The 25674-nt window shown below is 71.6% G+C and carries 23 protein-coding genes; 15 read left to right on the top strand and 8 right to left on the bottom strand.

Annotation, left to right across the window (positions count from 1 at the left end; all coding sequences use genetic code 11):
• Nucleotides 1–11 precede the first annotated feature (11 nt).
• Nucleotides 12–923 (top strand): class I SAM-dependent methyltransferase, encoded by a 912-nt coding sequence (locus tag AFM16_RS11360; protein ID WP_078633213.1) that lies wholly within the window; start codon nucleotides 12–14, stop codon nucleotides 921–923.
• Nucleotides 924–956: 33 nt separating this feature from the next.
• On the opposite strand, the gene AFM16_RS11355 is transcribed toward AFM16_RS11360, so the two are convergent.
• Nucleotides 957–2168: a bifunctional adenosylcobinamide kinase/adenosylcobinamide-phosphate guanylyltransferase gene (locus AFM16_RS11355; RefSeq protein ID WP_078633212.1), complete on the bottom strand. Its 1212-nt coding sequence runs from the start codon at nucleotides 2166–2168 to the stop codon at nucleotides 957–959.
• Between the two features lie 113 nt (nucleotides 2169–2281).
• Here AFM16_RS11355 and AFM16_RS11350 point away from each other — a divergent pair, with 113 nt between their 5' ends.
• Nucleotides 2282–2494, top strand: coding sequence for a hypothetical protein (locus AFM16_RS11350; RefSeq protein WP_030794525.1), 213 nt, complete (start codon nucleotides 2282–2284; stop codon nucleotides 2492–2494).
• A 54-nt stretch (nucleotides 2495–2548) separates the two neighbouring features.
• Here AFM16_RS11350 and AFM16_RS11345 read toward each other — a convergent pair whose 3' ends face one another.
• Together AFM16_RS11345 and AFM16_RS11340 are read right to left on the bottom strand one after the other, a co-directional pair.
• A complete protein-coding gene (locus tag AFM16_RS11345; RefSeq protein WP_030794529.1) occupies nucleotides 2549–3250 on the bottom strand; it encodes a methyltransferase domain-containing protein in 702 nt (233 codons plus the stop codon).
• Between the two features lie 83 nt (nucleotides 3251–3333).
• A complete protein-coding gene (locus tag AFM16_RS11340; RefSeq protein ID WP_078633211.1) occupies nucleotides 3334–3960 on the bottom strand; it encodes a DUF3043 domain-containing protein in 627 nt (208 codons plus the stop codon).
• 266 nt (nucleotides 3961–4226) lie between these two features.
• Here AFM16_RS11340 and AFM16_RS11335 point away from each other — a divergent pair, with 266 nt between their 5' ends.
• The 6 genes from AFM16_RS11335 (at nucleotide 4227) to AFM16_RS11310 (ending at nucleotide 13011) form a co-directional block, all read left to right on the top strand.
• A complete protein-coding gene (locus AFM16_RS11335; RefSeq protein ID WP_245177963.1) occupies nucleotides 4227–5003 on the top strand; it encodes a PspA/IM30 family protein in 777 nt (258 codons plus the stop codon).
• A gap of 55 nt (nucleotides 5004–5058) precedes the next feature.
• Complete coding sequence (gene pspAA / locus AFM16_RS11330) at nucleotides 5059–5337, top strand: PspA-associated protein PspAA (RefSeq protein WP_078633209.1); 279 nt, start codon at nucleotides 5059–5061, stop codon at nucleotides 5335–5337.
• 161 nt (nucleotides 5338–5498) lie between these two features.
• Nucleotides 5499–6731, top strand: coding sequence for a sensor histidine kinase (locus tag AFM16_RS11325; protein WP_078633208.1), 1233 nt, complete (start codon nucleotides 5499–5501; stop codon nucleotides 6729–6731).
• A complete protein-coding gene (locus tag AFM16_RS11320; protein WP_030794541.1) occupies nucleotides 6728–7411 on the top strand; it encodes a response regulator in 684 nt (227 codons plus the stop codon). The genes AFM16_RS11325 and AFM16_RS11320 overlap by 4 nt, the downstream gene beginning before the upstream one ends.
• Before the next feature lie 166 nt (nucleotides 7412–7577).
• A complete protein-coding gene (locus AFM16_RS11315) occupies nucleotides 7578–10682 on the top strand; it encodes an efflux RND transporter permease subunit (protein WP_078633207.1) in 3105 nt (1034 codons plus the stop codon).
• A gap of 97 nt (nucleotides 10683–10779) precedes the next feature.
• The gene (locus AFM16_RS11310) at nucleotides 10780–13011 is read left to right on the top strand and encodes a serine/threonine-protein kinase (RefSeq protein WP_078633206.1); all 2232 of its coding nucleotides are present in this window, start codon (nucleotides 10780–10782) and stop codon (nucleotides 13009–13011) included.
• A 21-nt stretch (nucleotides 13012–13032) separates the two neighbouring features.
• On the opposite strand, the gene nadA is transcribed toward AFM16_RS11310, so the two are convergent.
• Entirely contained in the window at nucleotides 13033–14217 is a 1185-nt protein-coding gene (gene nadA / locus AFM16_RS11305; RefSeq protein ID WP_030794548.1) for a quinolinate synthase NadA, read from the bottom strand.
• A 275-nt stretch (nucleotides 14218–14492) separates the two neighbouring features.
• On the opposite strand from nadA, the gene AFM16_RS11300 reads away from it, so the two are divergent.
• The gene (locus tag AFM16_RS11300) at nucleotides 14493–14849 is read left to right on the top strand and encodes a HesB/IscA family protein (protein WP_030794551.1); all 357 of its coding nucleotides are present in this window, start codon (nucleotides 14493–14495) and stop codon (nucleotides 14847–14849) included.
• A gap of 88 nt (nucleotides 14850–14937) precedes the next feature.
• Here AFM16_RS11300 and AFM16_RS11295 read toward each other — a convergent pair whose 3' ends face one another.
• On the bottom strand, nucleotides 14938–16728 hold the full coding sequence (locus AFM16_RS11295; protein ID WP_078633205.1) for a hypothetical protein: 1791 nt from the start codon (nucleotides 16726–16728) through the stop codon (nucleotides 14938–14940).
• A 131-nt stretch (nucleotides 16729–16859) separates the two neighbouring features.
• Nucleotides 16860–17069 (bottom strand): hypothetical protein, encoded by a 210-nt coding sequence (locus AFM16_RS11290; RefSeq protein WP_030794557.1) that lies wholly within the window; start codon nucleotides 17067–17069, stop codon nucleotides 16860–16862.
• Nucleotides 17070–17201: 132 nt separating this feature from the next.
• On the opposite strand from AFM16_RS11290, the gene AFM16_RS11285 reads away from it, so the two are divergent.
• Entirely contained in the window at nucleotides 17202–18176 is a 975-nt protein-coding gene (locus tag AFM16_RS11285) for a carbohydrate kinase family protein (RefSeq protein ID WP_030794560.1), read from the top strand.
• 24 nt (nucleotides 18177–18200) lie between these two features.
• Here AFM16_RS11285 and AFM16_RS11280 read toward each other — a convergent pair whose 3' ends face one another.
• Nucleotides 18201–19556 (bottom strand): cysteine desulfurase/sulfurtransferase TusA family protein, encoded by a 1356-nt coding sequence (locus AFM16_RS11280; RefSeq protein WP_078633204.1) that lies wholly within the window; start codon nucleotides 19554–19556, stop codon nucleotides 18201–18203.
• A 285-nt stretch (nucleotides 19557–19841) separates the two neighbouring features.
• On the opposite strand from AFM16_RS11280, the gene ctaC reads away from it, so the two are divergent.
• The 4 genes from ctaC to AFM16_RS11260 all read left to right on the top strand — a co-directional run bounded on the left by ctaC (nucleotide 19842) and on the right by AFM16_RS11260 (nucleotide 24381).
• Nucleotides 19842–20834, top strand: coding sequence for an aa3-type cytochrome oxidase subunit II (gene ctaC, locus AFM16_RS11275; protein ID WP_370628031.1), 993 nt, complete (start codon nucleotides 19842–19844; stop codon nucleotides 20832–20834).
• Nucleotides 20831–22567, top strand: coding sequence for an aa3-type cytochrome oxidase subunit I (gene ctaD, locus AFM16_RS11270; RefSeq protein WP_030794569.1), 1737 nt, complete (start codon nucleotides 20831–20833; stop codon nucleotides 22565–22567). The genes ctaC and ctaD overlap by 4 nt, the downstream gene beginning before the upstream one ends.
• A complete protein-coding gene (locus AFM16_RS11265) occupies nucleotides 22564–22962 on the top strand; it encodes a cytochrome c oxidase subunit 4 (protein WP_030794572.1) in 399 nt (132 codons plus the stop codon). The genes ctaD and AFM16_RS11265 overlap by 4 nt, the downstream gene beginning before the upstream one ends.
• A 159-nt stretch (nucleotides 22963–23121) precedes the next feature.
• Nucleotides 23122–24381: a L,D-transpeptidase gene (locus tag AFM16_RS11260; protein ID WP_078633203.1), complete on the top strand. Its 1260-nt coding sequence runs from the start codon at nucleotides 23122–23124 to the stop codon at nucleotides 24379–24381.
• Nucleotides 24382–24446: 65 nt separating this feature from the next.
• Here the strand turns inward: AFM16_RS11260 and AFM16_RS11255 are convergent, their stop codons facing one another.
• A complete protein-coding gene (locus AFM16_RS11255; RefSeq protein ID WP_030794578.1) occupies nucleotides 24447–24848 on the bottom strand; it encodes a response regulator in 402 nt (133 codons plus the stop codon).
• A gap of 178 nt (nucleotides 24849–25026) precedes the next feature.
• Between AFM16_RS11255 and ctaE the strand changes: the two genes are divergently transcribed.
• Nucleotides 25027–25647, top strand: a complete 621-nt coding sequence (gene ctaE, locus AFM16_RS11250) for an aa3-type cytochrome oxidase subunit III (protein ID WP_078633202.1) — start codon at nucleotides 25027–25029, stop codon at nucleotides 25645–25647.
• The last annotated feature ends 27 nt before the right edge of the window (nucleotides 25648–25674 follow it).

Here is a 25674-nt window from a genome sequence, read left to right as displayed (position 1 = left end):
CGGAGCCGCTCATGCCGTCCGCCCGGCCCAGGCCCATCCACGACCCGCGCCGCGACGACTGTCCCTGGTGCGGCTCCCGACGCCTGCGCACCCGGCTGCGGTCCCCGGACCTCCGCCACCGCCGCCCCGGCACCTTCGTGGTCGACGAGTGCCAGGACTGCGCCCACGCCTTCCAGAACCCGCGCCTCACCCCCGAGGGCCTGACGCTCTACGAGGCCGACGGCGACCGGAGACTCAGCCGGCGGCGGCTGCGGGCGACGGCCCGCGTGATGCTGCCCTTCCCGGAACCGGAGAGCTGGCTGGACGTCGGCACCGGCGACGCGTCCTTCCCCCTCGCGGCCAAGGAACTGTTCACCTACACCGCGTTCGACGGCCTCGACCCCACCCCCCGGGTCGAACGGGCCCGCGCGGCGGGACGTCTGGACGAGGCCCACGTCGGCCGGCTGACCGCCCCCGAGGTCCTCGCCCGGCTGCGCGGCCGCTACGACGTCGTCAGCATGCTCCACCACCTCGAACACACCCGGGACCCCAAGGAGGAACTCGCCGCCGCCCTCACCGCCCTGCGCCCCGGCGGCCATCTCCTCCTCGAACTCCCCGACCCCACCAGCGCGTCCGCCGCCGTCCTCGGCAAGTGGTGGCACCCCTACGACCAGCCCCGCCACCTCCACCTCATCCCGCCGGCCAATCTGCGCACCGAACTGGAGGCCCGCGGCTGCGTCGTCGTCGCCACGGACCGCCGAACCCCGCACACCCCCGACGACCTCGCCACGGCCGTCTCCCTGTGGCTGGCCCACTCCCCGCTGCGCGCCCTGACCCGCCCGGCCACCGCCGCGGCCGCCGCCCTGGACCACACCCTGTCGCCCCTGCTGCGCCGCACCCGCTTCTCCAACGCCTACCGCGTCATCGCCCGCAAGGCCCCCTGACCGCCCCTCCCGGCCTCCCCGGGCGCGCGTCCCTCACCCCCGCAGCACCACCGCCTGCCCCGCGACCACCAGCACCACCTGCTCGCACTGGCCGGCCACCGCCGCGTTCACCCGGCCCAGTTCGTCCCGGTAGCGGCGGCCGGAGGCGGTGGCCGGGACGATGCCCGAGCCGACCTCGTTGGAGACCAGGACGACCGTCCGCCGGGCGCCGCGCACCGCCGCCACCAGGTCCGCCACCCGGGACCGCAGGGCACGCTCGCCGCCGTCCGCCCAGACCGCGTCGTCCCAGGCTCCTACGGCGTCCATCGCGTCCGTCAGCCACAGCGACAGGCAGTCGATCAGCAGCGGGGCCCCGTCCTCGGCGAGCAGGGGGACGAGGTCGCAGGTCTCCGCCGTCCGCCAGGACCCCGGCCGGCGCTCCCGGTGCGTGGCGACGCGTGTCGCCCACTCGGTGTCCCCGCCCCGCGTCCCGCCGGTGGCCACGTACAGCACGCCGGGGAAGGACTCCAGCCGCCGTTCGGCCTCCACCGACTTGCCCGACCGGGCCCCGCCCAGCACCAGCGTCCGCCGCGGCACCTCGGACACGTCCGGCGTGTCCTCGTAGCCGCCCACCACCAGCGTCGTCCCGTCCGGCACCGCCCGCGCCCCCGCCGCGGCCAGCCGCCGCCGCAGCTCCGCGCCCGGCGGCACGTCGTGGTCCAGATGGACGGCGACCACGTCCGTGGCGGGCGTGACGGCACCCACCGCCCGCAGCTTGGCCAGCGCGTCCGGGCGTCCCACGACATCCGCGACGACCAGGTCGTAGCGCTCGGCGGAGCCCTCCTCGAGACCGGCCGGCGCGCCGCCCGGCGGCAGATACAGCAGGCGCTGCCCGTCCGGGCCGGTCACCGCGTACCCCGTGCCCGGCGCGTCCATCGCCACCGCCCGCACCCGGTGCCCCGTCAGCAGCGCCAGCTCCCGCCCGTCCGGCACCCGGCCGGGCTGCGGCAGCCCCGCCGGCACCTCCACGGCGGGACCGTCGTGCGGATGCGACAGCAGCACCTGCCCCACCCCGCCCAGCGAACGGCCCGCGCGCGCCGCCGCGAAGGCCGCGCCCGGGGTGAGGTCGAGCAGCAGCGCCCCGTCCACGAGCAACGCGGTCGCCGCACGCGCGTGTGCGGCGAGGGACAGCGCGCACACCGCGCAGGAGCAGTCGGGGCGGGGCAGTCCCGCGGGAGCGCCGGTACCGAGCAGAGTGACTTCCACGGACAGATTTTCGCCTGTCTGACCTGGTCTTGCGCATCCGACTAGGCTGCACAGCAGAAGCCGGACCAAGATCCGGCTTCTGCTCTGCACGTGTTCACATCAGGGAGGCGTACATGGCGGCATGGACGTGGCGGTTCGAGAAGGCCGACGGGACGGAGGTCCCGCCCGCGGTGCAGCCCGAGGAGTTCACCACCCAGGGGGACGCCGAGTCCTGGATCGGGGAGCAGTGGAAGGAACTCCTGGAGGGCGGCGCCGACCAGGTGCGGCTCTTCGAGGACGCCACCGAGATCTACGGGCCGATGAGCCTGCACGCCACCGATTCGTAACCGCGGCCACGGTCGCTTGATCCGGGGGCCGCAGAGCTGCTCCCGCCCCCGGATCTAACCCCGCACCCCGCACAGATGCAGCAGCGCCGCCACGCTCCGGTACGGATCCGTGCGCCCCGCGCGTTCCTCCACGGCCAGGAGCGTGTCCACGTCCTGCGGGATCTCCGCGCCGTCCGGTGCCGTGTCGGTGAAGACGCGTACGCCGTACCAGGACTGGAGCGGCGCCCCGATCCCGGCCAGCGCGTCGGTCAGTGTGGTCAGCCGGTCCGCGCGGACGTCCAGGCCCAGACGGTTGCGGTACGCCACCGAGTCGAAGGAGGCGAGCGCGCCCGCCCAGTCGCCGTCCAGACCGGGCCGCAGGGCCAGCGCGTCCGCGTTGCGCACCAGCAGCGACAGCAGCCCGCCCGGGGCCAGCATCCGCGCGAGCCCCGCCAGCAGGGCGTCCGGCTCCGCCACGTACATCAGCACGCCGTGGCACAGCACCACGTCGAAACTGCCGGGCAGGAAGTGCACTCCCGTGTCCCGGCCGTCGCCCTCGATGATCCGCATCCGCTCCCGGATGCCCTCGGGCTCGCCCGCGAGGGCGTCCCGCGCCGCCGCGATCATCGTGGCGTCCCGCTCCAGGCCGGTCACCTGATGACCGAGCCGGGCCAGCCGCAGCGCCTGCGTGCCCTGGCCCATCCCGACGTCGAGCACCCGCAGCCGCTGCCCGACCGGATAGCGCGCGGCTATCTGCTCGTCGAGCTGCCGGGCCACCAGCTCCTGTCGTACGACGTCACGCAGCCCGCCCAGCTTGTTCAGCCAGGCCTCGGCCGCTCCCCCGGAGAAAGCCGCAGTGCTCAGGGTCGCTCTCCGCGCTTGACCTGCGGCTTGGGCAGCCGGAGCCGACGCATCTGGAGGGAGCGCATCAGCGCGTAGGCCACCGCGCCCCGCCGGTTGTCGTCGGGGAAGCGCTCGGTGAGCTTCTTGCGCAGCCGGAAGCCCGTGAGGATCGAGTCGAGCACGATGAGCACGATCACGACCAGCCACAGCAGCAGCGCGATGCTCTGGAGCGAACCCACCCGGATCATGCTGAGCACCAGGATGACCACGGCCATCGGCAGGAAGAACTCCGCCACGTTGAAGCGCGAGTCGATGTAGTCACGGGCGAACTTGCGCACGGGACCCTTGTCGCGGACCGGCAGATAGCGCTCGTCGCCGCCCGCGAGGGCCTGGCGCTGGCGGTCCATCTGGGCACGGCGCTCGTCACGCTGGCGCTTGGCGGCCTCCTTGCGCGTCATGGGCGTGTTGGCCACGCTGCGACGCTGGGATTGGGCCTCACTCCGCTTGGGCGTGGGCCGGCCCTTGGGGGCCTGCGGATGACGGGGCTGACTGGAGTCGGTCACCACGGCCTTGTCGGCGGGGGCCTTCTCTTCCTTGGCACGGCTACGGAACACAAAACCCAAGGGTAAGCGCTCCCCGGGCATGGACCCCAGTCCCGTGGGGAACGATCCGGCAACACCATTCGTCTGTAGTGGGGACGGACCCGGTGGATCCGAGCGCTCACCCCTGAAGGTCACCTACTCCTTGCGCCGGAGCAAAGCCGTGGTCAGTCGTCCTTGGGGATGAGCACATCCGTCCCCGAACAGTGCGTCAATGGATGCAGGGCCCGTACTCTGGGTCCTGTCGCAGACCTGTGGAGCTGTCCGTCAGAAGGGGGCGCGCGAAGCCCATGAGCGGTGTCATGAAGCGTATGGGGATGATCTTCCGCGCGAAGGCGAACAAGGCCCTTGACCGGGCCGAGGACCCGCGCGAGACCCTCGACTACTCGTACCAGAAGCAGCTCGAACTGCTCCAGAAGGTCCGCCGGGGTGTCGCCGATGTGGCCACCTCCCGCAAGCGGCTGGAGCTCCAGCTCAACCAGCTCCAGTCGCAGTCCGCCAAGCTGGAGGACCAGGGGCGCAAGGCCCTCGCGCTCGGCCGGGAGGACCTCGCCCGCGAGGCGCTGTCCCGCCGCGCCGCCCTCCAGCAGCAGGTCACCGACCTGGAGACCCAGCACGCCACGCTCCAGGGCGAGGAGGAGAAGCTCACCCTCGCGGCCCAGCGGCTCCAGGCCAAGGTCGACGCCTTCCGTACGAAGAAGGAGACCATCAAGGCCACCTACACGGCCGCCCAGGCGCAGACGCGCATCGGCGAGGCGTTCTCCGGCATCTCCGAGGAGATGGGCGACGTCGGCCTGGCCATCCAGCGCGCCGAGGACAAGACCGCCCAGCTCCAGGCCCGCGCCGGCGCCCTCGACGAACTGCTCGCCTCCGGCGCCCTCGACGACCCGACGGGCATCGCCAAGGACGACCTCCAGGCCGAGCTGGACCGCCTCTCCGGTGGTACGGATGTAGAGCTGGAGCTTCAGCGGATGAAGGCCGAGCTGGCCGGCGGCCCCTCCGCGGGGCAGCAGGCCATCGAAGGCGGCACCAACCAGGCGCAGCCCCAGCAGCAGCCGCAGGACACCCCGCGCTTCGACAAGCAGTAGACGGCAGGCAGGAGCCGCCGTCCGGCGCCGGGGCCCGGAGCCGAGGAGGCCGATCATGATCGTGCGGATCATGGGGGAGGGCCAGTGGAAGCTGGCCGACTCCCACTTCGCCGAGCTGAACACGCTGGACGACGACCTGCTGCAGGAGATGGAGAGCGGCGACGACGCGGGCTTCCAGCGCACGCTCGGCGCTCTCCTCGACGCCGTCCGCCGCCTCGGCGACCCCCTGCCGGACGACGCCCTGGAACCGTCGGAGCTGATCCTCCCGGCCCCGGACGCGAGCCTCGCGGAGGTCCGCGAGATGCTCAGCGACGACGGACTGATCCCCGGCTGACTCCGGACTGATTCCCGGGTGACTCCGGGGGGATCCCCGGGCGGCTTCCGGGGGATCCCCGGGGGCTCCAGGGGGTTCCCCGGGTGGTCCCCTGAGGGGTCGCGGCGAGGTGCTGGGCGCGCGCCCCCGGACCCGGCACGGAAAGCGACGGTAGCTCCCCAGTGACCCCCCTCGCCCGAGCCCAGCGCCAGCTCACGGCGCACCCCCTCGCGGCGGACGCCGCGCTCGCCGCGGGCGTCCTGCTGTGCATGCTCGCCGGCTCCTTCGTGGACCCGCACAGCGGCCACAGCGTGAGCTGGCGCATCCGCCCCCCCGACCCCCTCAGCCTGCTGCTGATGACCCTCGGCGCGGCCGCCCTCGTCTTCCGGCGCCGCGCCCCCATGGCCGTCCTCGCCGTCACCGGCACCGTCTCCGTCGCCGAGTCCGTCACCGGCGACCCCCGCGCCCCCGTCGCGATGTCCGCCGTCGTCGCCCTCTTCACCGTCGCCGCCACCACCGACCGCCCCACCACCTGGCGGGCCGGACTGCTCACCATGACCGTCCTCACCGGCGCCGCCATGCTCGCCGGACCCCTGCCCTGGTACGCCCAGGAGAACCTCGGGATCCTCGCCTGGACCGGCATCGGCGCCACCGCCGGGGACGCCGTGCGCAGCCGGCGCGCCGTCGTGCAGGCCATCCGGGAGCGGGCCGAGCGCGCCGAGCGCACCCGGGAGGAGGAGGCCCGCCGCCGGGTCGCCGAGGAGCGGCTGCGCATCGCCCGGGACCTGCACGACGTCGTCGCCCACCACATCGCCCTCGTCAATGTGCAGGCCGGGGTCGCCGCCCATGTCATGGACAAACGGCCCGACCAGGCCAAGGAGGCCCTCGCCCACGTCCGCGAGGCCAGCCGCTCCGCCCTGAACGAACTGCGGGCCACCGTCGGCCTGCTGCGCCAGTCCGGCGACCCCGAGGCCCCCACCGAACCGGCGCCGGGCCTCGACCGCCTCGACGAACTCGCCGGCACGTTCCGCAGCGCCGGACTCCAGGTCGAGGTCGCCCGCTCCGACGACGGCACCACGCTCCCCGCCGCCGTCGACCTGGCCGCCTACCGGGTCATCCAGGAGGCCCTCACCAACGTGCAGAAACACGCCGGCCCGGCCGCCAGGGCCGAGGTCAGCGTCGTCCGCGTCGGACCGAGCCTGGAGGTCACCGTCCTGGACGACGGGACAGACGACGGCCCTCAAAGCGCGCCAGGACCGCAGCAGGGCGGCGGTCACGGTCTGCTCGGCATGCGCGAACGCGTCACCGCGCTGCGCGGCACCCTCACCACCGGGCCCCGCTACGGAGGCGGCTTCCGCGTCCATGCGATCCTGCCCGTCAAACCCCGCACCGCCGACGCGAAGGACCCCGTATGACCATCCGTGTCCTGCTCGCCGACGACCAGGCCCTGCTGCGCAGCGCGTTCCGGGTGCTCGTCGACTCCGAGCCCGACATGGAGGTGGTCGGCGAGGCGTCCGACGGCGCGGAGGCGGTCCGGCTGGCCGGGCGGGAGCGCCCCGACGTCGTCCTCATGGACATCCGGATGCCCGGCACGGACGGCCTCGCCGCGACCCGGCTGATCAGCGCCGACCCGGAGCTGGCCCAGGTGCGGGTGGTCATCCTGACGACCTTCGAGGTCGACGACTACGTGGTGCAGTCGCTGCGCGCGGGCGCCTCCGGGTTCCTCGGCAAGGGCAGCGAACCCGAGGAACTGCTGAACGCCATCCGGATCGCCGCCGGCGGTGAGGCGCTGCTCTCGCCGGCCGCCACCAAGGGGCTGATCGCCCGTTTCCTCGCCCAGGGCGACGCGCTGGGCGACCATCGCGACCCGGCCCGCGCCGAGCGCCTCGACGCGCTGACCGTCCGCGAGCGCGAGGTCCTCGTCCAGGTCGCCGGCGGACACTCCAACGACGAGATCGCCGAGCGTCTGGAGGTCAGCCCGCTGACGGTGAAGACGCACGTCAACCGGGCCATGGCCAAGCTGGGCGCGCGGGACCGGGCCCAGCTCGTGGTGATCGCGTACGAGTCCGGGCTGGTACGCCCGAGGGTGGACTGACCGCTCGCCGCGTACTGCGGGCGGAGTAGGAGCCGGATAAGGAAATGGACCTGGGGCTTACGGATCGGCGTCCGGCGATGGCCCAGGGTGTGAGAACCACATCCGTCCCCCGGCACCGACCGGACCCGTCCCCCCGCCACGCCTGCCGAAGAGAGACCCGCCGCCCATGTCCTGGCTGTCGAGATTCAGTCTCGCGCAACGGTCCCTGATAGCCCTGATGTCCCTCGTCGCCCTCGTCTTCGGCGCGATCGCCATCCCGCAGCTCAAGCAGCAGTTGCTGCCCACCATCGAACTGCCGATGGTGTCCGTGCTCGCCCCCTACCAGGGCGCCGCCCCGGACGTCGTCGAGAAGCAGGTCGTCGAGCCCATCGAGGACAGCCTGGAGGGCGTCGACGGCATCACCGGCGTCACCTCCACCGCCAGCGAGGGCAACGCGCTCGTCGTGGCGTCCTTCGACTACGGCAACGACACCGAGCGCCTCGTCGCCGACGTCCAGCAGGCCGTCAACCGGGCCCGGGTGCGGCTGCCCGACACGGTGGACCCGCAGGTCGTCGCCGGTTCCACCGACGACATGCCGACCGTCGTCCTCGCCGTCACCTCCGGCAAGGACCAGCAGGCGCTCGCCGACCAGCTCGACACCACCGTCGTCCCGGCCCTGAAGGGCATCGACGGCGTCGGCCAGGTCGCCGTCACCGGCGTCCGCGACCTCCAGGTCTCGGTCACCCCCGACCCGGCGAAGCTCGCCAAGGCCGGTCTGACCACGCTGTCCCTGAGCCAGGCCCTGGAGGCGGGCGGCGCGACCGTCCCGGCCGGCTCCTTCGACGAGGCCGGCGCCAACCGCACCGTCCGGGTCGGCGGCGGCTACACCTCGGTCGCCCAGATCGAGGACCTGCGCATCGCCCGCGCGAGCGGCGGGAAGCCGGTCCGGCTCGGTGACGTGGCCGCCGTGCGCCAGGAGGAGGCCCCGGCCGACTCCATCACCCGTACGAACGGCAGGCCCAGCCTCGCCGTCATGGTCACCATGGACCACGACGGCAGCGCCGTCGCCATCTCGGAGGCCGTCGAGGACAAGCTCCCCGCCCTGCGCGCGGACCTCGGCTCCGGCGCGGCGATCACCGTCGTCAGCGACCAGGGCCCGGCCGTGTCCCAGGCCATCGACGGCCTCACCACCGAGGGCGCGCTCGGTCTGCTCTTCGCGGTCCTGGTCATCCTGGTCTTCCTGGCGTCGGTCCGCTCCACCCTGGTGACGGCCGTCTCCATCCCGCTGTCCGTGGTGCTGGCGCTGATCGTCCTGTGGACGCGCGACCTCTCCCTGAACATGCTGACCCTGGGCGCGCTGACCATCGCGATCGGCCGGGTCGTCGACGACTCGATCGTCGTCCTGGAGAACATCAAGCGCCACCTCGGCTACGGCGAGGAGCGCCAAGCCGCGATCATCACCGCGGTGCGCGAGGTGGCCGGCGCGGTCACCTCCTCCACCCTCACCACGGTCGCCGTGTTCCTGCCGATCGGCCTGGTCGGCGGCATGGTGGGCGCCCTGTTCGGCTCGTTCAGCCTCACCGTCACGGCGGCCCTGCTGGCCTCCCTGCTGGTCTCGCTGACGGTCGTCCCGGTGCTGTCGTTCTGGTTCCTGCGCGCCCCCAAGGGCACCCCCGAGGACGCCGCGGAGGCCCGCCGCGCGGCCGAGGAGAAGGAGGCGAAGAGCCGCCTCCAGCGCTTCTACGTCCCCGTCCTGCGGTTCGCGACCCGGCGCCGGCTGACCAGCGTGGCCATCGCCGTCGTCGTCCTGCTCGGCACCTTCGGCATGGCGCCGCTGCTCAAGACGAACTTCTTCGACCAGGGCGAGCAGCAGGTCCTGACGGTGAAGCAGAAGCTGGCGCCCGGCACCAGCCTCGCCGCGACCGACGCCCAGGCGCGCAAGGTCGAGAAGCTGCTCGGCGCCACCGACGGCGTCAAGGACTACCAGGTCACCATCGGCTCCTCCGGCTTCATGGCGGCCTTCGGCGGCGGCACGGACACCAACCAGGCGTCCTACCAGGTCATGCTGGAGGACTCCGCGTCCTACGACGACGTCCAGGGCCGGATCGAGGACGGGCTGAAGAAGCTCGACGGCATCGGCACCACCACCGTCGCCGCCGGTGACGGCTTCGGCAGCCAGGACCTGAGCGTCGTCGTCAAGGCGGCCGACGCCGATGTGCTGCGCACCGCCGCCGAGCAGGTCCGCAAGACCGTGGCGGGGATCGACCACGTCACCGACGTGACCAGCGACCTCTCGCAGAGCGTGCCCCGCGTCTCGGTCAAGGCCAACGACAAGGCCGCCGCGGCCGGGTTCGACGACCGCACCCTCGGCGCGGCGGTCGCCCAGGCGGTCCGCGGCACCCCGGCGGCCAAGGCGATCCTCGACGACACCGAGCGCGACGTCGTGATCACCTCGGCGAAGCCCGCCACCACCCTGGCCGAGCTGAAGAACCTCCGCCTGGGCGCGGTGAAGCTGTCCGACGTCGCCACGGTCGAACTGGTCGACGGACCCGTCGCCATGACCCGGATCGACGGCCAGCGCGCCGCCACCGTCACCGCCCGCCCGACCGGCGACAACACCGGCGCGGTGAGCACGAAGCTCCAGGCCGAGATCACCGCCCTGAAGCTCCCGGCGGGCGCCACCGCCGAGATCGGCGGGGTCAGCCAGGACCAGGACGACGCCTTCGCCAACCTGGGCCTCGCGATGCTCGCGGCGATCGCGATCGTCTTCATGCTGCTGGTCGCGACCTTCCGCTCGCTCGCCCAGCCGCTGATCCTGCTGGTCTCCATCCCGTTCGCGGCCACCGGCGCGATCGGCCTGCTGATCGCCACCGGCACCCCGATGGGCGTCCCGGCGATGATCGGCATGCTGATGCTCATCGGCATCGTGGTGACCAACGCGATCGTCCTGATCGACCTCATCAACCAGTACCGGGCCCAGGGCTACGGCGTCGTCGAGGCCGTCGTCGAGGGCGGCCGCCACCGGCTGCGCCCGATCCTGATGACGGCGCTGGCGACCATCTTCGCCCTGCTCCCGATGGCGTTGGGCGTCACCGGCGAGGGCGGTTTCATCGCCCAGCCGCTGGCGGTGGTCGTGATCGGCGGTCTGATCACCTCGACCCTGCTCACCCTGCTCCTCGTCCCGACGCTCTACGCCATGCTGGAACTCCGCAAGGAGCGCCGGGCGGACAAGCGCGCCGCCAAGCGGCAGACGGCGGAGCCCGAGAAGACGCCGGAACCCGCCGGAGTCTGACCGGACTCCGGCCCCGGCCGCGCCGATGTCCCTTCCCCCGCACGGGTTTTCTATCCTGTGAACGCGAACTGCTCGGCGGGGGAAGGGAACAGGGGCGTTGCCGCTGCACAAGGACGATCCGAAGGCGCTCGGCGGACACCGGATCGTCGACCGCCTCGGCTCCGGGGGAATGGGCGTCGTCTACCTGGGCCGCTCCCGGTCGGGCCGTGAGGTCGCCGTCAAGGTGGTCCACGCCCAGTACGCGCAGGACGACGTCTTCCGCGCCCGGTTCCGGCAGGAGATCGCCGCCGTCCGCAGGGTCAGCGGCGCCTTCACCGCCCCGGTCGTGGACGCCGACCCGGAGGCCGAACGGCCCTGGATGGCCACCCAGTACGTGCCGGGACCGGCGCTGTCCGCCCGGATCCGCGACGGCGGCCCGCTCAAGGGCGCCGAACTGCGCCTGCTGGCCCTGGGGCTGGTGGAGGCGCTGCGCGACATCCACCGGGCCGGGGTGGTCCACCGCGACCTCAAGCCCGCCAACGTCCTGATGGCCGAGGACGGCCCCCGCGTCATCGACTTCGGCATCTCCCGCGCCGCCGGGAACCAGACCCTCACCGAGACCGGCCACGCGATCGGCACCCCGCCGTTCATGTCCCCGGAGCAGTTCACGGACCCCCGCTCGGTCGGCCCCGCCTCGGACGTGTTCTCCCTCGGCGCGCTGCTGGTGTTCGCGGCGACCGGCCGCGGCCCCTTCGACGCCGAGAGCCCCTATCTGACGGCGTACCGGGTCATGCACGAGGAACCCGAGGTGGACGCCGTCGCCGAGCCGCTGCGCGCGGTGCTGACCCGCTGCCTCGCCAAGGAGCCCGGCGACCGGCCCGAACTGGCGGAACTCGGACCGGAGTTCGCCGAGGCGCTGCCCGAACCGGCGGCGGACGACACCCGCACGGTGACTCTCCGGCTGCCTCCCGACCCCGCCGCCCGCGAGGAGCCCACCCAGGCCGGCGCCGCACCCCGCCCGGCCCGCGGGAGCCGGGCGCGCCGGTGGCCGGTCCTGGCGGGGGTGGCCGCCGTGCTGGCCGTGGCGCTCACCGGCTACCTCCTGTTCGACCCCTTCCGGCGGGGCGACGCGAACGCGGCGCCGGACGCCCCCGCCCGCCCCGCCGCCTCCCGCTGGGACCCGCTGCCGGCCGGCTGGAAGCCGTGGCGGACCTCGCTCTACGGGGCCGCGCTCTCCGGCGTGACCCGGCCGATGAACGACAACGGAAGCTCCCTCGGCACCAACCTGTCCTGCGCGATGGGCAAGGACGCCCTGTACTGCGGCGGCAACGGGGTGCTCCCCGTCCGTATCGACGCGACCGACGGCCGACGCGGCTGGCGCGCCGACTCGGTGCCCTCGGGCGTGCCGATGGACACGTACGACAGCACGGTCCTCGGGGAGCACGACGGGGCGCTGCTGGTCCTCCAGTCGGTGGTGAGCGACACCGGCGGCGACCCGACGGCCACGGTCCTGGCCCTCGACACCCGCACCGGCGAGCGGCTCTGGTCCCGCACACTGGGCGGACGGGAGGTCGAGCCCGCCCTCGTCGGCGCTCTGGTGCTCACTCCGGACGGCAAGCGCGTCACGGCCCGCGACCCGCGCGACGGCCGCGCGCGCTGGACCGCGGACCTGCCCGCCGGGCCGACCTACTCCTGCGCCTTCCACGACCTCGGGGGCGTGCCGTACGCGGGCTGTCTCGACGCCGGCTCACCGATGCGGAACGTGTTCTACGCCCTGGACCCGGACGACGGCACGACCCGCGAGGTGGCCGTGCCGGACGACCTCGAACACGTCGGGGTCACCGGCGGCGATCTGGTCTTCGTGGCGTCCGGCCGGCAGGACGAGCCGGTCTCCGGGGACTCGGTCCACAGCGAGGTCGTGCTGATCGACCCGGACACCGGGTCGGTACGGCGGCGGAACCTGCCGGACGGCACGCGCGGCGAGGCGACGGCGGCGGGCGGCGTGCTCTGCCTCGCCTCCTCCAGCGGCCGGATGACCGCCTACGCGCCGAAGACGGGCAAGCGGCTGTGGACGACCTCGACCACGCTCCAGCAGCCCGGCGGGATGGTCGCCGACGCGCGGGGCCGCACCCTGTTCGCGGCCAGCGCCTCCGGGCGGGTGGCCGCGCTCGACGCGGCGACCGGGCGACTGCTGTGGGAGTCCCCGGCGCGCGCCGAGCAGGTCATCGACACCAGCTACCACCAGGCACGGGTCTTCCGCGCCGACGGCGCCCTGGTCGTCCTCGCCCCCGACGGCACCGTCTTCACGCTGGACCCGCGTCACCCCGGCCGGGAGCCGGTCGCGGGGTGAGGCGGGTGCGCGGCGGTCCGGCTACGGCAGCGCCAGCATGCGCTCCAGGGCCAGCTTGGCGAACGCCTCGGTCTCCTGGTCGACCTCGATGCGGTTGACCAGCTTGCCGTCGGCGAGGGACTCCAGGGTCCACACCAGGTGGGGCAGGTCGATGCGGTTCATGGTCGAGCAGAAGCAGACCGTCTTGTCGAGGAAGACGATCTCCTTGCCCTCCGGCGCGAACCGGTTCGCCAGCCGCCGGACCAGGTTCAGTTCGGTGCCGATGGCCCACTTCGAGCCGGCCGGGGCCGCCTCCAGCGCCTTGATGATGTACTCGGTCGAGCCGACGTAGTCCGCCGCGGCTACGACCTCGTGCCGGCACTCGGGGTGCACCAGCACGTTCACGCCGGGGATCCGGGCGCGGACGTCCTCGACCGACTCCAGGCTGAACCGGCCGTGCACCGAGCAGTGGCCGCGCCACAGGATCATCTTCGCGTCACGGAGCTGCTGGGCGGTCAGCCCGCCGTCGGGCTTGTGCGGGTTGTAGACGACACAGTCCTCCAGGGACAGGCCCATGTCCCGCACGGCGGTGTTGCGGCCGAGGTGCTGGTCCGGCAGGAACAGGATCTTCTCGCCCTGCTCGAACGCCCACTCCAGGGCCCGCTGGGCGTTGGAGGAGGTGCAGATCGTGCCGCCGTGCTTGCCGGTGAACGCCTTGATGTCGGCGGACGAGTTCATGTACGACACGGGCACGACCTGCTCGGCTATGCCGGCCGCGGTCAGCACGTCCCAGCACTCGGCGACCTGCTCGGCCGTCGCCATGTCGGCCATGGAGCAGCCGGCGGCGAGGTCGGGCAGGACCACCTTCTGGTCGTCCGACGTCAGGATGTCGGCGGACTCGGCCATGAAGTGCACACCGCAGAAGACGATGTACTCGGCCTCCGGGCGGGCGGCCGCGTCCCGGGCCAGCTTGAAGGAGTCGCCCGTGACATCGGCGAACTGGATGACCTCGTCGCGCTGGTAGTGGTGGCCGAGCACGAAGACCTTGTCACCGAGCTTCTCCTTGGCCGCGCGGGCGCGCTCGACCAGGTCCGGGTCCGACGGCGAGGGCAGGTCGCCGGGACACTCGACACCCCGCTCGCTCTTCGGGTCGGCCTCACGGCCGAGCAGCAACAGGGCGAGCGGACTCGGCTGTACGTCGAGTTCCGTGGTCTGGGCGGTGGTCACGTCACGCACCCTTTCTGCTTTTCGTCTATCTGACGTTATCTATGATAGCTTGCTTCACGTCACTTTGACGATGGTCATTGCGTCGATGTGACATGAATCCCGGTGAGGACACCGCGGCCACCGTCGGGGGAGCGCACGGTCGCTGTTCGCTTCGGCGCCGGTGTGCGAGCATGAAGAGACAGGCGAAAGAGAAGTGCCCGGCCCGGAATGAATCCGCGGCCCCGTCGGTTGCAACCGTCGGCAAGCAGTCTCCGTACAACCCGGGAGAGATGTAGATGTCCGTATCGGACGAGACCAGCACCGTCACCGACGGCATCATCCTGTCCGACGCCGCCGCGGCGAAGGTCAAGGCCCTGCTCGACCAGGAAGGCCGTGACGACCTGGCCCTGCGCGTCGCCGTTCAGCCGGGCGGCTGCTCCGGCCTGCGCTACCAGCTCTTCTTCGACGAGCGCTCGCTCGACGGCGACGTCGTCAAGGACTTCGACGGCGTCAAGGTCGTCACCGACCGTATGAGCGCCCCCTACCTGGGCGGCGCGTCCATCGACTTCGTCGACACCATCGAGAAGCAGGGCTTCACGATCGACAACCCGAACGCGACGGGCTCCTGCGCCTGCGGCGACTCCTTCAGCTAAAGCTGCCGCGATCCACGCGAAAGGCGGCGGCCCCCACCTCGATGGGGGCCGCCGCCTTTTCCGTACGCCTCCGCGAAGGAGGGCCGGGTCACCGGGGCAGCCGCGCCCCCGGCTTCTCCAGCGGGATCGCCGCGCCGTCCGACCCGACGACCTTCCGGTCACCGAGCGGCTCGTCCAGGCGCACGGTCTCGTGGAACTCCTTGGCGATCATGATGCAGACCTTGTCCTTCCACGGCGTCTCGGTCACCGTGACCTTCACCTGGCCGCCGGACTCGACCGCCGTCGCCGCGTAGTCGCCGCACACCCCGCCGGTGAAGCTCACGACCAGCTCGTCGCCCTCGGCCGTGTATCCGTCGACCCGGACGTCACGCCGGTCCTCGCCCGGGGAGGCGCTGGGCGCCGGTGAGGGCTTCGAGGCCGACGCCGACTCCAGATACGCCGGCTCCACCGCCGGATGCGTCAGCCGGTAGCCGTCCGCCGCGCCCTTCGCCTTCACGTCGAACAGCCAGGTCGGCACGAGCACCTGCCGGCCGCCCGAGGTGTGCGGGGCGAGCCCGAGCACCGCGTCCTCGACCGTGACCGTCTCCCGCTTCGTGGCCGCGGGGTCCGTCGCCGTCCCGCAGGGGCTCTCCAGCTTGTCCTTCAGCGGCACCGGGCTCGCGCAGCCGCCGATGCCCATCCGGTGTTCCGTCCCCGGCGCCGCGTTCATCGCCGCCAGCGCCTCGTCGGCGCTCAGCAGCGGATACGCGGCACCCTTCACCGGCGCGCCGAGCTGCCCGTCGGCGCCCACGACCTCGCCCTGCGCGCTGACCGTGACGCCGGTCGTCCAGCCGTAGGAAGGCAGACCGCCGATGGCCGGATCGGCGTTCACGATCCGCTGGGAGCCCATCACCTGGCTCGCGTCCAGCTTCGCGTCCTCCTGCCCGACGGCCTTCAGGACCGGCGCCGCCGCCTTCTTCGCGGCCGCCTCGCTCACCGGGGCGGTGGCCGGGGCCGCCGGGTCCTTGGTGCACTTGGCGAGGGAACCGGTGCAGTTGTCGGTGCCGGGCGCGTACCGGCTGAACGACCAGGAACCCGGCGCCTCCCGGCGCACCCGCAGGACCGGACCCGAGCCGTCGTTGCCGGAGCCGACCTTCCAGGCGTCCCCGTCGGCCGTCGGCGTCCCGGCGACCCCGAGCGCCTTCGCCAGCCGGGCGACCTCGTCCTTGCCGACCGAGCCCGTCGCCCAGTACACGGGCGCCGTACCGGGGCCGTCGGGAAGGTCGCCGTCCGCCACGTACGTCACCCCGTAGGGGTTCGGCTCGCCGGGCGCGATGCCGGCCGTGTCACCGGGGGTGCCGTCGTCGGTCGCCTTGCCGGCGTAGTCGTCCAGCGAGAGCGCCGGGGGAGTGCCGTCCCCCGAGGGCGCCCCCGGCCCGCCCGAGCCACCGGTGGCCTGCGCGGTGAGATACGCCCCGCCCCCGCCCACCAGCAGCACGGCGGCGGCCACGGAGGCGACGAGCAGGGGGGAACGGCGGCGGGGCGCGGCCGGGGCGGCGTCGGGGGTGACATCGGCTTCGCCGACATCCCCGGCGCCGTCGGCCTCCGGCTTCTCGGCCGCGATGTCCTTGACCTGGGGCTGCTCGGCCGCTGCGGCTTCGGCCTCGGGCTTGTCGGCCGAGGTGTCCCCGGCCTCGGGCTTCTCGGCCGCCGCCGCTTCGGCCTGGGTCTTCCCGGCCGTGGCGTCCTCGGCACCGGACTCCGTGTCGGCCCCGGCCGAGCTCTCCGCCGAGCCCGGTGCCGTATCGGACCCGGATCCCGGTGCCGTCTCCGACTCCGCCCGTTCCGGCTCGCGCGCGGCGGCGGTGTCGTCGTCGTTCTCGGGTCGCTCGGTGTTCACCGCATCGCTCCTTCGGCTGCCCTGCTGTCGTACCCCACATCCCCTTTACGGGGGACAGCGATGGGACGCGGCGGGGGAGCGCACGGTTCCCTTCCGAGCGCCACAGGGATTACCTCGGAGCGCCGAAGGGGCTAGTTTCCGTAGTCCGGCATCGCTTCCAGCAGCCTCGCCGACCTCGCCGGGACGGAGACGCCGTGGATGAGGGAGGGGGAGACCGGGCGCGAGGCGTCCTTCTCCGGCGCCGCCCAGTGCGGAGCCATCCGGGCGCAGTCGCCCCACAGCGGCGCCAGGCCGCCTTCGAGGTCGGCCGGAGCGGTCGCGGGGAGATCGAGGTTCGTCATGGCGGAACCGTAAGCACGCTGGAGCCCGCGAAGAAAGATCTACTATCGGGTAGTTTCGACTGCTTCAACGGTGCCGCTCCACCGGGTAGCGTGAACTGTCAATCCCCCTCCCCTCACAGGAGAGTCCACGCCGTGCGCATCGCAGTCACCGGCTCCATCGCAACCGACCACCTCATGACCTTCCCTGGCCGCTTCGCCGACCAGCTCGTCGCGGACCAGCTCCACACGGTCTCGCTCTCCTTCCTGGTCGACCAGTTGGACGTACGGCGCGGCGGAGTCGGGGCGAACATCGCCTACGGCATGGGGCAGCTCGGCACCCGGCCCGTGCTGGTCGGCGCCGCCGGCTCCGACTTCGACGACTACCGTGCGTGGCTGGACCGCCACGGCGTCGACACCGAGTCGGTCCGTATCTCGGAGACCCTGCACACCGCCCGCTTCGTGTGCACCACCGACGCCGACCACAACCAGATCGGCTCCTTCTACACCGGCGCCATGAGCGAGGCCCGGCTGATCGAGCTGAAGACCGTGGCCGACCGGGTCGGCGGTCTCGACCTGGTCCTGATCGGCGCCGACGACCCGGAGGCCATGCTCCGCCACACGGAGGAGTGCCGCTCGCGCACGATCCCGTTCGCCGCCGACTTCTCCCAGCAGATCGCCCGGATGGACGGCGAGGAGATCCGCATCCTGCTGGACGGCGCGACCTACCTCTTCTCCAACGAGTACGAGAAGGGCCTCATCGAGACCAAGACCGGCTGGAGCGACGAGGAGATCCTCGGCAAGGTCGGCCACCGCGTCACCACCCTCGGCTCGCGCGGCGTCCGCGTCGAGCGGGCCGGCGAGGAGCCGATCGAGGTCGGCTGCCCCCAGGAGGAGCGCAAGGCCGAGCCCACCGGTGTCGGCGACGCCTTCCGGGCCGGCTTCCTGTCCGGTCTGGTCTGGGGCGTCTCCCTGGAGCGCGCCGCCCAGATCGGCTGCATGCTCGCCACCCTCGTCATCGAGACGGTCGGCACCCAGGAGTACCAGTTGCGCCGCGCCCACTTCATGGACCGCTTCGCCACCGCCTACGGCGACGAGGCCGCCTCCGAGGTCCGCAAGCACCTCGGCTGAGACCCCGGAGCCCGGACCCCGGGCTCAGGACACCCGGCGGACCACATAGGCGACACCGTGGTCCGCCGGTTCCTCACCCACGTACTCCTGCCCGCGCATCTCGCACCACGCCGGGATGTCGAGCCGGGCCGCCTCGTCGTCGGAGAGCACCCGCACCGTGCCGCCCACCGGCACGTCCCCGATGACCTTCGCCAGCTCGATGACCGGGATCGGGCACCGCCGGCCCAGCGCGTCCACCACGAGCGAGTCCGCGCGCACCTCCGCGGCCGGCGCCGCCACCGGCGCCCCCAGCTTCTCCCGCACCCCGGCCACCACCCCCGGCAGCACGTCCAGGAACCGCTCCACGTCCGCCTCGGCCGCGCCGAACGGCAGGGACACCCGGACGTTCCCCTCGCTCAGCACCCCCATGGCCCGCAGCACATGGCTCGGCGTCAGCGTGTCGCTGGTGCAGGACGACCCCGAGGACACCGAGAACCCCTCCCGGTCCAGCTCGTGCAGCAGCGCCTCCCCGTCGACGTACAGACAGGAGAACGTGACGATCCCCGGCAGCCTCCGCAGCGGATCGCCCACGACCTCGACGTCCGGGACCAGTTGGGGCACCCGCAGCCGGATCCGCTCCGTCAGTTCCCGCAGCCGTACCGCCTCCGCGGCGGCCTCGGCCCGCACCGCCCGCAGCGACGCCACGGCCGCCACCACGGCCGGCAGGTTCCCGAACTCCTCCGCCTCACGGACCGCGAACCGCACTCCCTTGCGCACCACCAGCAGCCCCACCCCCGAAGGCCCGCCCCATTTGCGCGCACTGGCGGTCAGCGCCGACCAGCCGCCGTCCACCCGCCCCCACGCCAGCGACTGGGCCGCGTCCACCAGCAACGGCACCCCCGCCGCCCGGCACGCCTCGGCGACGGCCGCGACCGGCTGTTCGGTGCCCACCTCGTGATTGGCCGACTGAAGACACGCCAGCGCGGTGTCGGGGCGCAGCGCCTCCGCGTACGCGCCGCTCTCCACGGCCCCGCTCCGCAGCACCGGCAGCCGGGTCACCGTGCCGCCGTCGGCCTCGAACGACTCGGCCGAACGGAGTACCGACGAATGCTCGACGGATGACACGATCAGGTGACGTCCGATCCGCCGTCGGCCCGTCAGCATCCCGGCCACGCCCGTCTGCACGGCCCGGGTCCCGGAGGACGTGAACGTCAGTTCGCCGGGACGGCAGCCGACGGCCTCGGCCGCCGCCTCCCGGGCGGCGTCGAGCAGGATCCGCGCCCTGCGCCCCTCCCGGTACAGCTTCCCCGGATCGGCCCACCCCTCGTCCAGCGAGGCCGACAACGCCTGGTGGGCCACGGGATGGAGAGGGGCGGCGGACGCGGCGTCGAAGTAGGCCATACGGCAACGGTAGAACGTACGGCAGGGGTTCACGGCCGCGGGGAACCGTACGAGAGCGGCGACAACGCGCCCGGACCGGCCAAAGCGCCCGAACCTCCGAGCTACTGGGCGCTTTCGGGTGACCCGCCGCGCGTATGCCACCCTCCCCGCGAACCCCCGGAAGGCGTCGGCTAGGGTTTGGTCCGCATAAACATCCAAACCCCTGCCCGACGCAGGGCGGCGACCGACCAGCGAGAAGGCAGGCCGCAGCCAACCGCGCGGGCGAGACTCTCGGGAAGGCGCTACGTGAGTCCCAACGGCTCCGACCTCCCCCACTGCCCGAATGGCGTGGGCGGGACCCCCAAGCCGCGGCGCCCGATGCGTCGGAAGCTGCTGCAGGCAATGACCGCGGGCCTGGTCCTGGCGACCGCCACCGGTTGCACATACAAGGACTTCCCCCGGCTTGGCATGCCCACCCCGGTCACAGAGGAGGCTCCGCGGATCCTCTCCCTGTGGCAGGGCTCCTGGGCGGCCGCGCTCGCCACCGGTGTGCTGGTGTGGGGCCTGATCCTGTGGAGCGCTTTCTTCCACCGGCGCAGCCGCACGAAGGTCGAAGTTCCTCCGCAGACCCGGTACAACATGCCCATCGAGGCGCTGTACACGGTGGTGCCGATCATCATCGTCTCGGTGCTGTTCTACTTCACGGCACGTGACGAGTCGAAGCTGCTCAGCCTCGAGAAGAAGCCCGACGTCACGGTCAACGTGGTCGGCTTCCAGTGGAGCTGGTGCTTCAACTACATCGAGAACGTCGACGGTTCCAGCGGGGACGCGAAGACCGACGCGAACCTGGCCGCGATCCCGGACCGGTTCAAGAAGGACTTCCCCGCCGACGCGGGCGGCGTCTACTCCTGCGGTGTCCCCAACGAGCGGAACCCGCAGACGAACAACCCGGGTCCGACCCTCTGGCTCCCCGAGGGCAAGACGGTCCGCTTCGTCCTCACCTCGCGTGACGTCATCCACTCCTTCTGGGTGGTGCCGTTCCTCATGAAGCAGGACGTCATTCCGGGTCACACCAACGCCTTCCAGGTGGTCCCCAACGCAGAGGGCACCTACCTGGGCAAGTGCGCCGAGCTGTGCGGTGTGGACCACTCCCGGATGCTGTTCAACGTCAAGGTGGTCTCCCCCGAGCGCTACGAGCAGCACCTCAAGGAACTCGCCGAGAAGGGGCAGACCGGTTACGTTCCCGCGGGCATCGAGCAGACCGCCCATGAGAAGAACCGGGAGACGAACAACCTGTGAGCATCCTCAACGACCCCCAGGGTGCCGCGGCAGCCGAGGGCTCCTACGAGAACGAGCTGCCGGTCCGGCGTAAGCAGCCCGGCAATGTCGTGGTCAAGTGGCTCACCACCACCGACCACAAGACCATCGGTACGTTGTACCTGGTCACGTCGTTCGTGTTCTTCTGCATCGGTGGCGTGATGGCGCTCGTCATGCGCGCCGAGCTGGCCCGTCCGGGCCTTCAGATCATGTCGAACGAGCAGTTCAACCAGGCGTTCACGATGCACGGCACGATCATGCTGCTGATGTTCGCGACGCCGCTGTTCGCCGGCTTCGCGAACTGGATCATGCCGCTCCAGATCGGCGCGCCGGACGTCGCCTTCCCGCGGCTGAACATGTTCGCCTACTGGCTCTACCTGTTCGGCTCGCTCATCGCCGTCGCCGGTTTCCTCACCCCGAACGGCGCGGCCGACTTCGGCTGGTTCGCCTACTCCCCGCTGTCGGACGCGGTCCGCAGCCCGGGGATCGGCGCCGACATGTGGATCATGGGCCTGGCCTTCTCCGGCTTCGGCACCATCCTCGGCTCGGTCAACTTCATCACCACGATCATCTGCATGCGCGCGCCGGGCATGACCATGTTCCGCATGCCGATCTTCGTGTGGAACGTGCTGCTGACCGGTGTCCTGGTCCTGCTGGCCTTCCCGGTGCTGGCCGCCGCGCTGTTCGCCCTGGAGGCGGACCGTAAGTTCGGTGCCCATATCTTCGACGCCGCCAACGGCGGCGCGCTGCTGTGGCAACACCTCTTCTGGTTCTTCGGCCATCCAGAGGTGTACATCATCGCGCTGCCGTTCTTCGGCATCATCTCCGAGGTCATCCCGGTCTTCTCGCGCAAGCCGATGTTCGGTTACTTCGGCCTGATCGCGGCGACCATCGCGATCGCGGGTCTGTCCGTGACGGTGTGGGCCCACCACATGTACGTCACCGGCGGTGTACTCCTGCCGTTCTTCTCCTTCATGACGTTCCTCATCGCGGTCCCGACCGGTGTGAAGTTCTTCAACTGGATCGGCACGATGTGGAAGGGCTCACTGTCCTTCGAGACACCGATGCTCTGGGCGACGGGCTTCCTCGTCACCTTCACCTTCGGTGGTCTGACGGGCGTCATCCTGGCCTCGCCGCCGATGGACTTCCACGTCTCCGACTCGTACTTCGTGGTGGCGCACTTCCACTACGTCGTCTTCGGAACCGTCGTCTTCGCGATGTTCTCCGGCTTCCACTTCTGGTGGCCGAAGTGGACGGGCAAGATGCTGGACGAGCGGCTCGGCAAGATCACCTTCTGGACGCTGTTCGTCGGCTTCCACGGCACCTTCCTGGTCCAGCACTGGCTGGGCGCCGAGGGCATGCCGCGCCGGTACGCCGACTATCTGGCGGCCGACGGGTTCACCGCCCTGAACACGATCTCGACGATCAGCTCGTTCATCCTGGGCCTGTCGATCCTGCCGTTCCTCTACAACGTGTGGAAGACGGCGAAGTACGGCAAGCCCGTCGGTGTCGACGACCCGTGGGGTTACGGCCGCTCCCTGGAGTGGGCGACCTCCTGCCCGCCGCCCCGGCACAACTTCCTCACCCTGCCGCGGATCCGCAGTGAATCCCCGGCGTTCGACCTGCACCACCCCGAGATCGCGGCGCTGGAGCAGTTGGAGCACGCCGGCCACGGTGCGGGCGCCATCTCGGGCAGCAAGGAGGCCGGCAAGTGAAGATCCAGGGCAAGATGTTCGTCTGGCTGAGCGTCTTCGTCCTCGCCATGGCGGTCGTCTATGGCGTGTGGTCGAAGGAGCCGGCCGGCACCACGGCGCTCTTCCTGGCCTTCGGCCTGTGCATCATGGTCGGCTTCTACCTGGGCTTCACCGCCCGGCGGGTCGACACCGGTGCCCAGGACAACAAGGAGGCCGACGTCGCGGACGACGCCGGCGAGCTGGGCTTCTTCAGCCCTCACAGCTGGCAGCCGCTGTCGCTCGCCATCGGCGGCGCCCTGGCCTTCCTGGGTGTCGCGGTCGGCTGGTGGCTGCTGTACTTCTCCGCCCCGCTGGTCCTCATCGGCATCTTCGGCTGGGTCTTCGAGTACTACCGCGGTGAGAACCGCACCCAGTAGGACCTACGCCGCCACAGGCGCCCAGTAGCACGCGCCGAGCGCACGGGAGCCCGGACACTCCGTCACGGAGGGTCCGGGCTCCGTCTTTTGCCGCAATGCGTGTCCTCCATCCGTGGCGTCCAGCGCGCCGCTGTTGACGCGGCTCCCTAGCGTGAAGTCATGAGCCACTCACCCCGCCCCCGCACCGTCGTCGGCTGCACGCTGCTGGTGACCGCCCTGGTCGCGGGCGCCAACGCCTGCGGCTCGAGCGACAACCCCCTGGCCGCCCGCCCCTACGACGCGAGCAGCATGGTCTCCTTCAACACCCCCGAGGACGAGGGCAAGAAGGCCGACCCCGACAAGCCGCTGGAGATCACCACCGCGGACTCCGACGACCGCATCACGGACGTCACCGCCGTGGACGCCACGGGCCGCTACGTGGCCGGCGAACTCGCCGCCGACGGCAGCCGCTGGCACAGCACCGAGCCGCTGGCCGCCGACGCCCACTACACGGTCCGGGTCAGCACCGAGGACGACAACGGCGCCCCCGGCCGCCGGGTCGTCACCTTCGACACCGGCAAGCCCAGCGGGAAGAAGCGCCTGAGCGTCGAGTTCGGCCCGGAGGCGGGCGACTACGGCGTCGGACAGCCCGTCACCGCCACCCTGAGCGAGCCCGTCAAGGACCCCGCCCAGCGGGCCGTCGTGGAGCGCGGCCTCAAGGTCGAGTCCACCCCGTCCGTGCAGGGCGCCTGGTACTGGGTGGACGACAAGGAACTCCACTACCGGCCCAAGGAGTACTGGCCCGCCCACGCCACCGTCCGCGCGCGCAGCAACCTGGACGGCATCAAGATCGGCGACCGGCTGTGGGGGAGCAGGAGCAAGGACCTGAAGCTGGCCATCGGCGACCGGGTCGTCGCCGTCACGGACGCTTCCAGCCACCAGATGACGGTCTACCGCAACGACGAGGTCGTCAACACGATCCCGGTCACCACCGGCAAGCCCGGCTTCGAGACCCGCAACGGCGTCAAGGTGGTCCTGGGCAAGGAGTACCTCGTACGGATGCGCGGTACCTCGATCGGGATCGCCGAGGGCTCCTCCGAGTCGTACGACCTCGACGTGTACTACGCCACCCGGGTGACCTGGAGCGGCGAGTACGTCCACGCGGCCCCCTGGAGCGTGGGCTCGCAGGGCTACGAGAACGTCAGCCACGGCTGCACCGGGATGAGCACGTCCAACGCGGCCTGGTTCTACGAGAACGTGCGCCGCGGCGACGTGGTCAAGGTGGTCAACAGCTACGGCGACACCATGGAGACCTTCGGCAACGGCTTCGGCGACTGGAACGTCGACTGGAAGAAGTGGACCGCGGGCAGCGCGTTGACGGGCGGTGGGAAGACGGTGGGACAGCACGACACGTCGACCCTGCGGCCCGTGGCGGTCTGAGCCGCCCCGCGGGCGCCCGGGCCCGGATCACGCACCGGACGGCCCGGGGAGCCCGCACGCGCCTCTCAGGCGCTCTGGAGCCTCTTCTGCCGCAGCAGGGCGGCCAGCGCGTCGGCGAACTCCACCGGGTCCACCGGCAGCGTCACCGCCGCGTCCGCACGGCTCCAGGTGGCCAGCCAGGCGTCCTGCGGCCGCCCCATGAGCAGCAGCACGGGCGGGCACTGGAAGACCTCGTCCTTGAGCTGCCGGCACAGGCCCATGCCGCCCATGGGCACGGCCTCGCCGTCCAGGACGACGACGTCGACGCCGCCCCGGTCCAGCTCGCGCACGACCGCCGCGGACGTGGCGCACTCCAGGAACTCGACCACGGGCACATCGGGGGCCGGCCGCCGGCCGGTGGCGAGGCGCACCTGCTCGCGGGTGTTGGAGTCGTCGCTGTAGACCAGCACCGTGGCGGTCGCCTGCATGCTTCCTCCGTGACATCGGCGTCGTACGGACAGAACCGTTGCGGCGGATGCTACTCCCTTGAACACCCCGTCAACACCGGTTGGAACACGACTTCGATGGGCCATCCGGGCAGTACACGACGTGCGAACACTCCGAACGGCACCCCCCGGAGTGAGGGCGGGATAAGCGACCGACATAATGTCGGTCGTGGCGACAGCAACGACAGTAGATACCGGGCACGCGCACCCGTCGGTCAATCGGCCGAACCTCACCAGCGTCGGAACCATCATCTGGCTGAGTTCCGAGCTGATGTTCTTCGCGGCCCTCTTCGCGATGTACTTCACCCTGCGATCGGTGACCGGTCCGGACTTCTGGAAGGAACAGGCCGACGCCCTGAACTTCCCGTTCTCGGCGACGAACACCACGATCCTGGTGCTCTCCTCCCTCACCTGCCAGCTCGGCGTGTTCGCCGCCGAGCGCGGTGACGTGAAGAAGCTCCGGGGCTGGTTCATCGTCACCTTCGTCATGGGCGCGATCTTCGTCGGCGGTCAGATCTACGAGTACACCGAGCTGGTGAAGCACGAGGGCCTGTCGCTCTCGTCGAACGCCTACGGCTCGGCCTTCTACCTGACCACCGGCTTCCACGGCCTGCACGTGACGGGCGGCCTGATCGCCTTCCTGCTGGTCCTCGGGCGAACCTACGCGGCCAAGAGGTTCACCCATGAGCAGGCGACCGCCGCGATCGTCGTGTCCTACTACTGGCACTTCGTCGATGTCGTCTGGATCGGCCTCTTCGCCACGATCTACATGATCAAGTAGCGGGACCGTTCCACGCGCCGCAGAGCG

The organism is Streptomyces antibioticus (assembly GCF_002019855.1).
Lineage (GTDB): Bacteria > Actinomycetota > Actinomycetes > Streptomycetales > Streptomycetaceae > Streptomyces > Streptomyces antibioticus_B.
Note: the sequence above shows the minus strand (reverse complement) of the source record. Positions and strands in the feature narration are given on the sequence as shown.

Bases quoted from the DNA above. Each gene is read 5' to 3' on its own strand.
- AFM16_RS11360 (WP_078633213.1), top strand. From the start codon at position 12: ATGCCGTCCGCCCGGCCCAGGCCCATCCACGACCCGCGCCGCGACGAC.
- AFM16_RS11350 (WP_030794525.1), top strand. From the start codon at position 2,282: ATGGCGGCATGGACGTGGCGGTTCGAGAAGGCCGACGGGACGGAGGTC.
- AFM16_RS11340 (WP_078633211.1), bottom strand. From the start codon at position 3,960: ATGCCCGGGGAGCGCTTACCCTTGGGTTTTGTGTTCCGTAGCCGTGCC.
- AFM16_RS11335 (WP_245177963.1), top strand. From the start codon at position 4,227: ATGGGGATGATCTTCCGCGCGAAGGCGAACAAGGCCCTTGACCGGGCC.
- pspAA (WP_078633209.1), top strand. From the start codon at position 5,059: ATGATCGTGCGGATCATGGGGGAGGGCCAGTGGAAGCTGGCCGACTCC.
- AFM16_RS11320 (WP_030794541.1), top strand. From the start codon at position 6,728: ATGACCATCCGTGTCCTGCTCGCCGACGACCAGGCCCTGCTGCGCAGC.
- AFM16_RS11315 (WP_078633207.1), top strand. From the start codon at position 7,578: ATGTCCTGGCTGTCGAGATTCAGTCTCGCGCAACGGTCCCTGATAGCC.
- AFM16_RS11300 (WP_030794551.1), top strand. From the start codon at position 14,493: ATGTCCGTATCGGACGAGACCAGCACCGTCACCGACGGCATCATCCTG.
- AFM16_RS11290 (WP_030794557.1), bottom strand. From the start codon at position 17,069: ATGACGAACCTCGATCTCCCCGCGACCGCTCCGGCCGACCTCGAAGGC.
- AFM16_RS11280 (WP_078633204.1), bottom strand. From the start codon at position 19,556: ATGGCCTACTTCGACGCCGCGTCCGCCGCCCCTCTCCATCCCGTGGCC.
- AFM16_RS11260 (WP_078633203.1), top strand. From the start codon at position 23,122: ATGAGCCACTCACCCCGCCCCCGCACCGTCGTCGGCTGCACGCTGCTG.
- AFM16_RS11255 (WP_030794578.1), bottom strand. From the start codon at position 24,848: ATGCAGGCGACCGCCACGGTGCTGGTCTACAGCGACGACTCCAACACC.
- ctaE (WP_078633202.1), top strand. From the start codon at position 25,027: ATGTCGGTCGTGGCGACAGCAACGACAGTAGATACCGGGCACGCGCAC.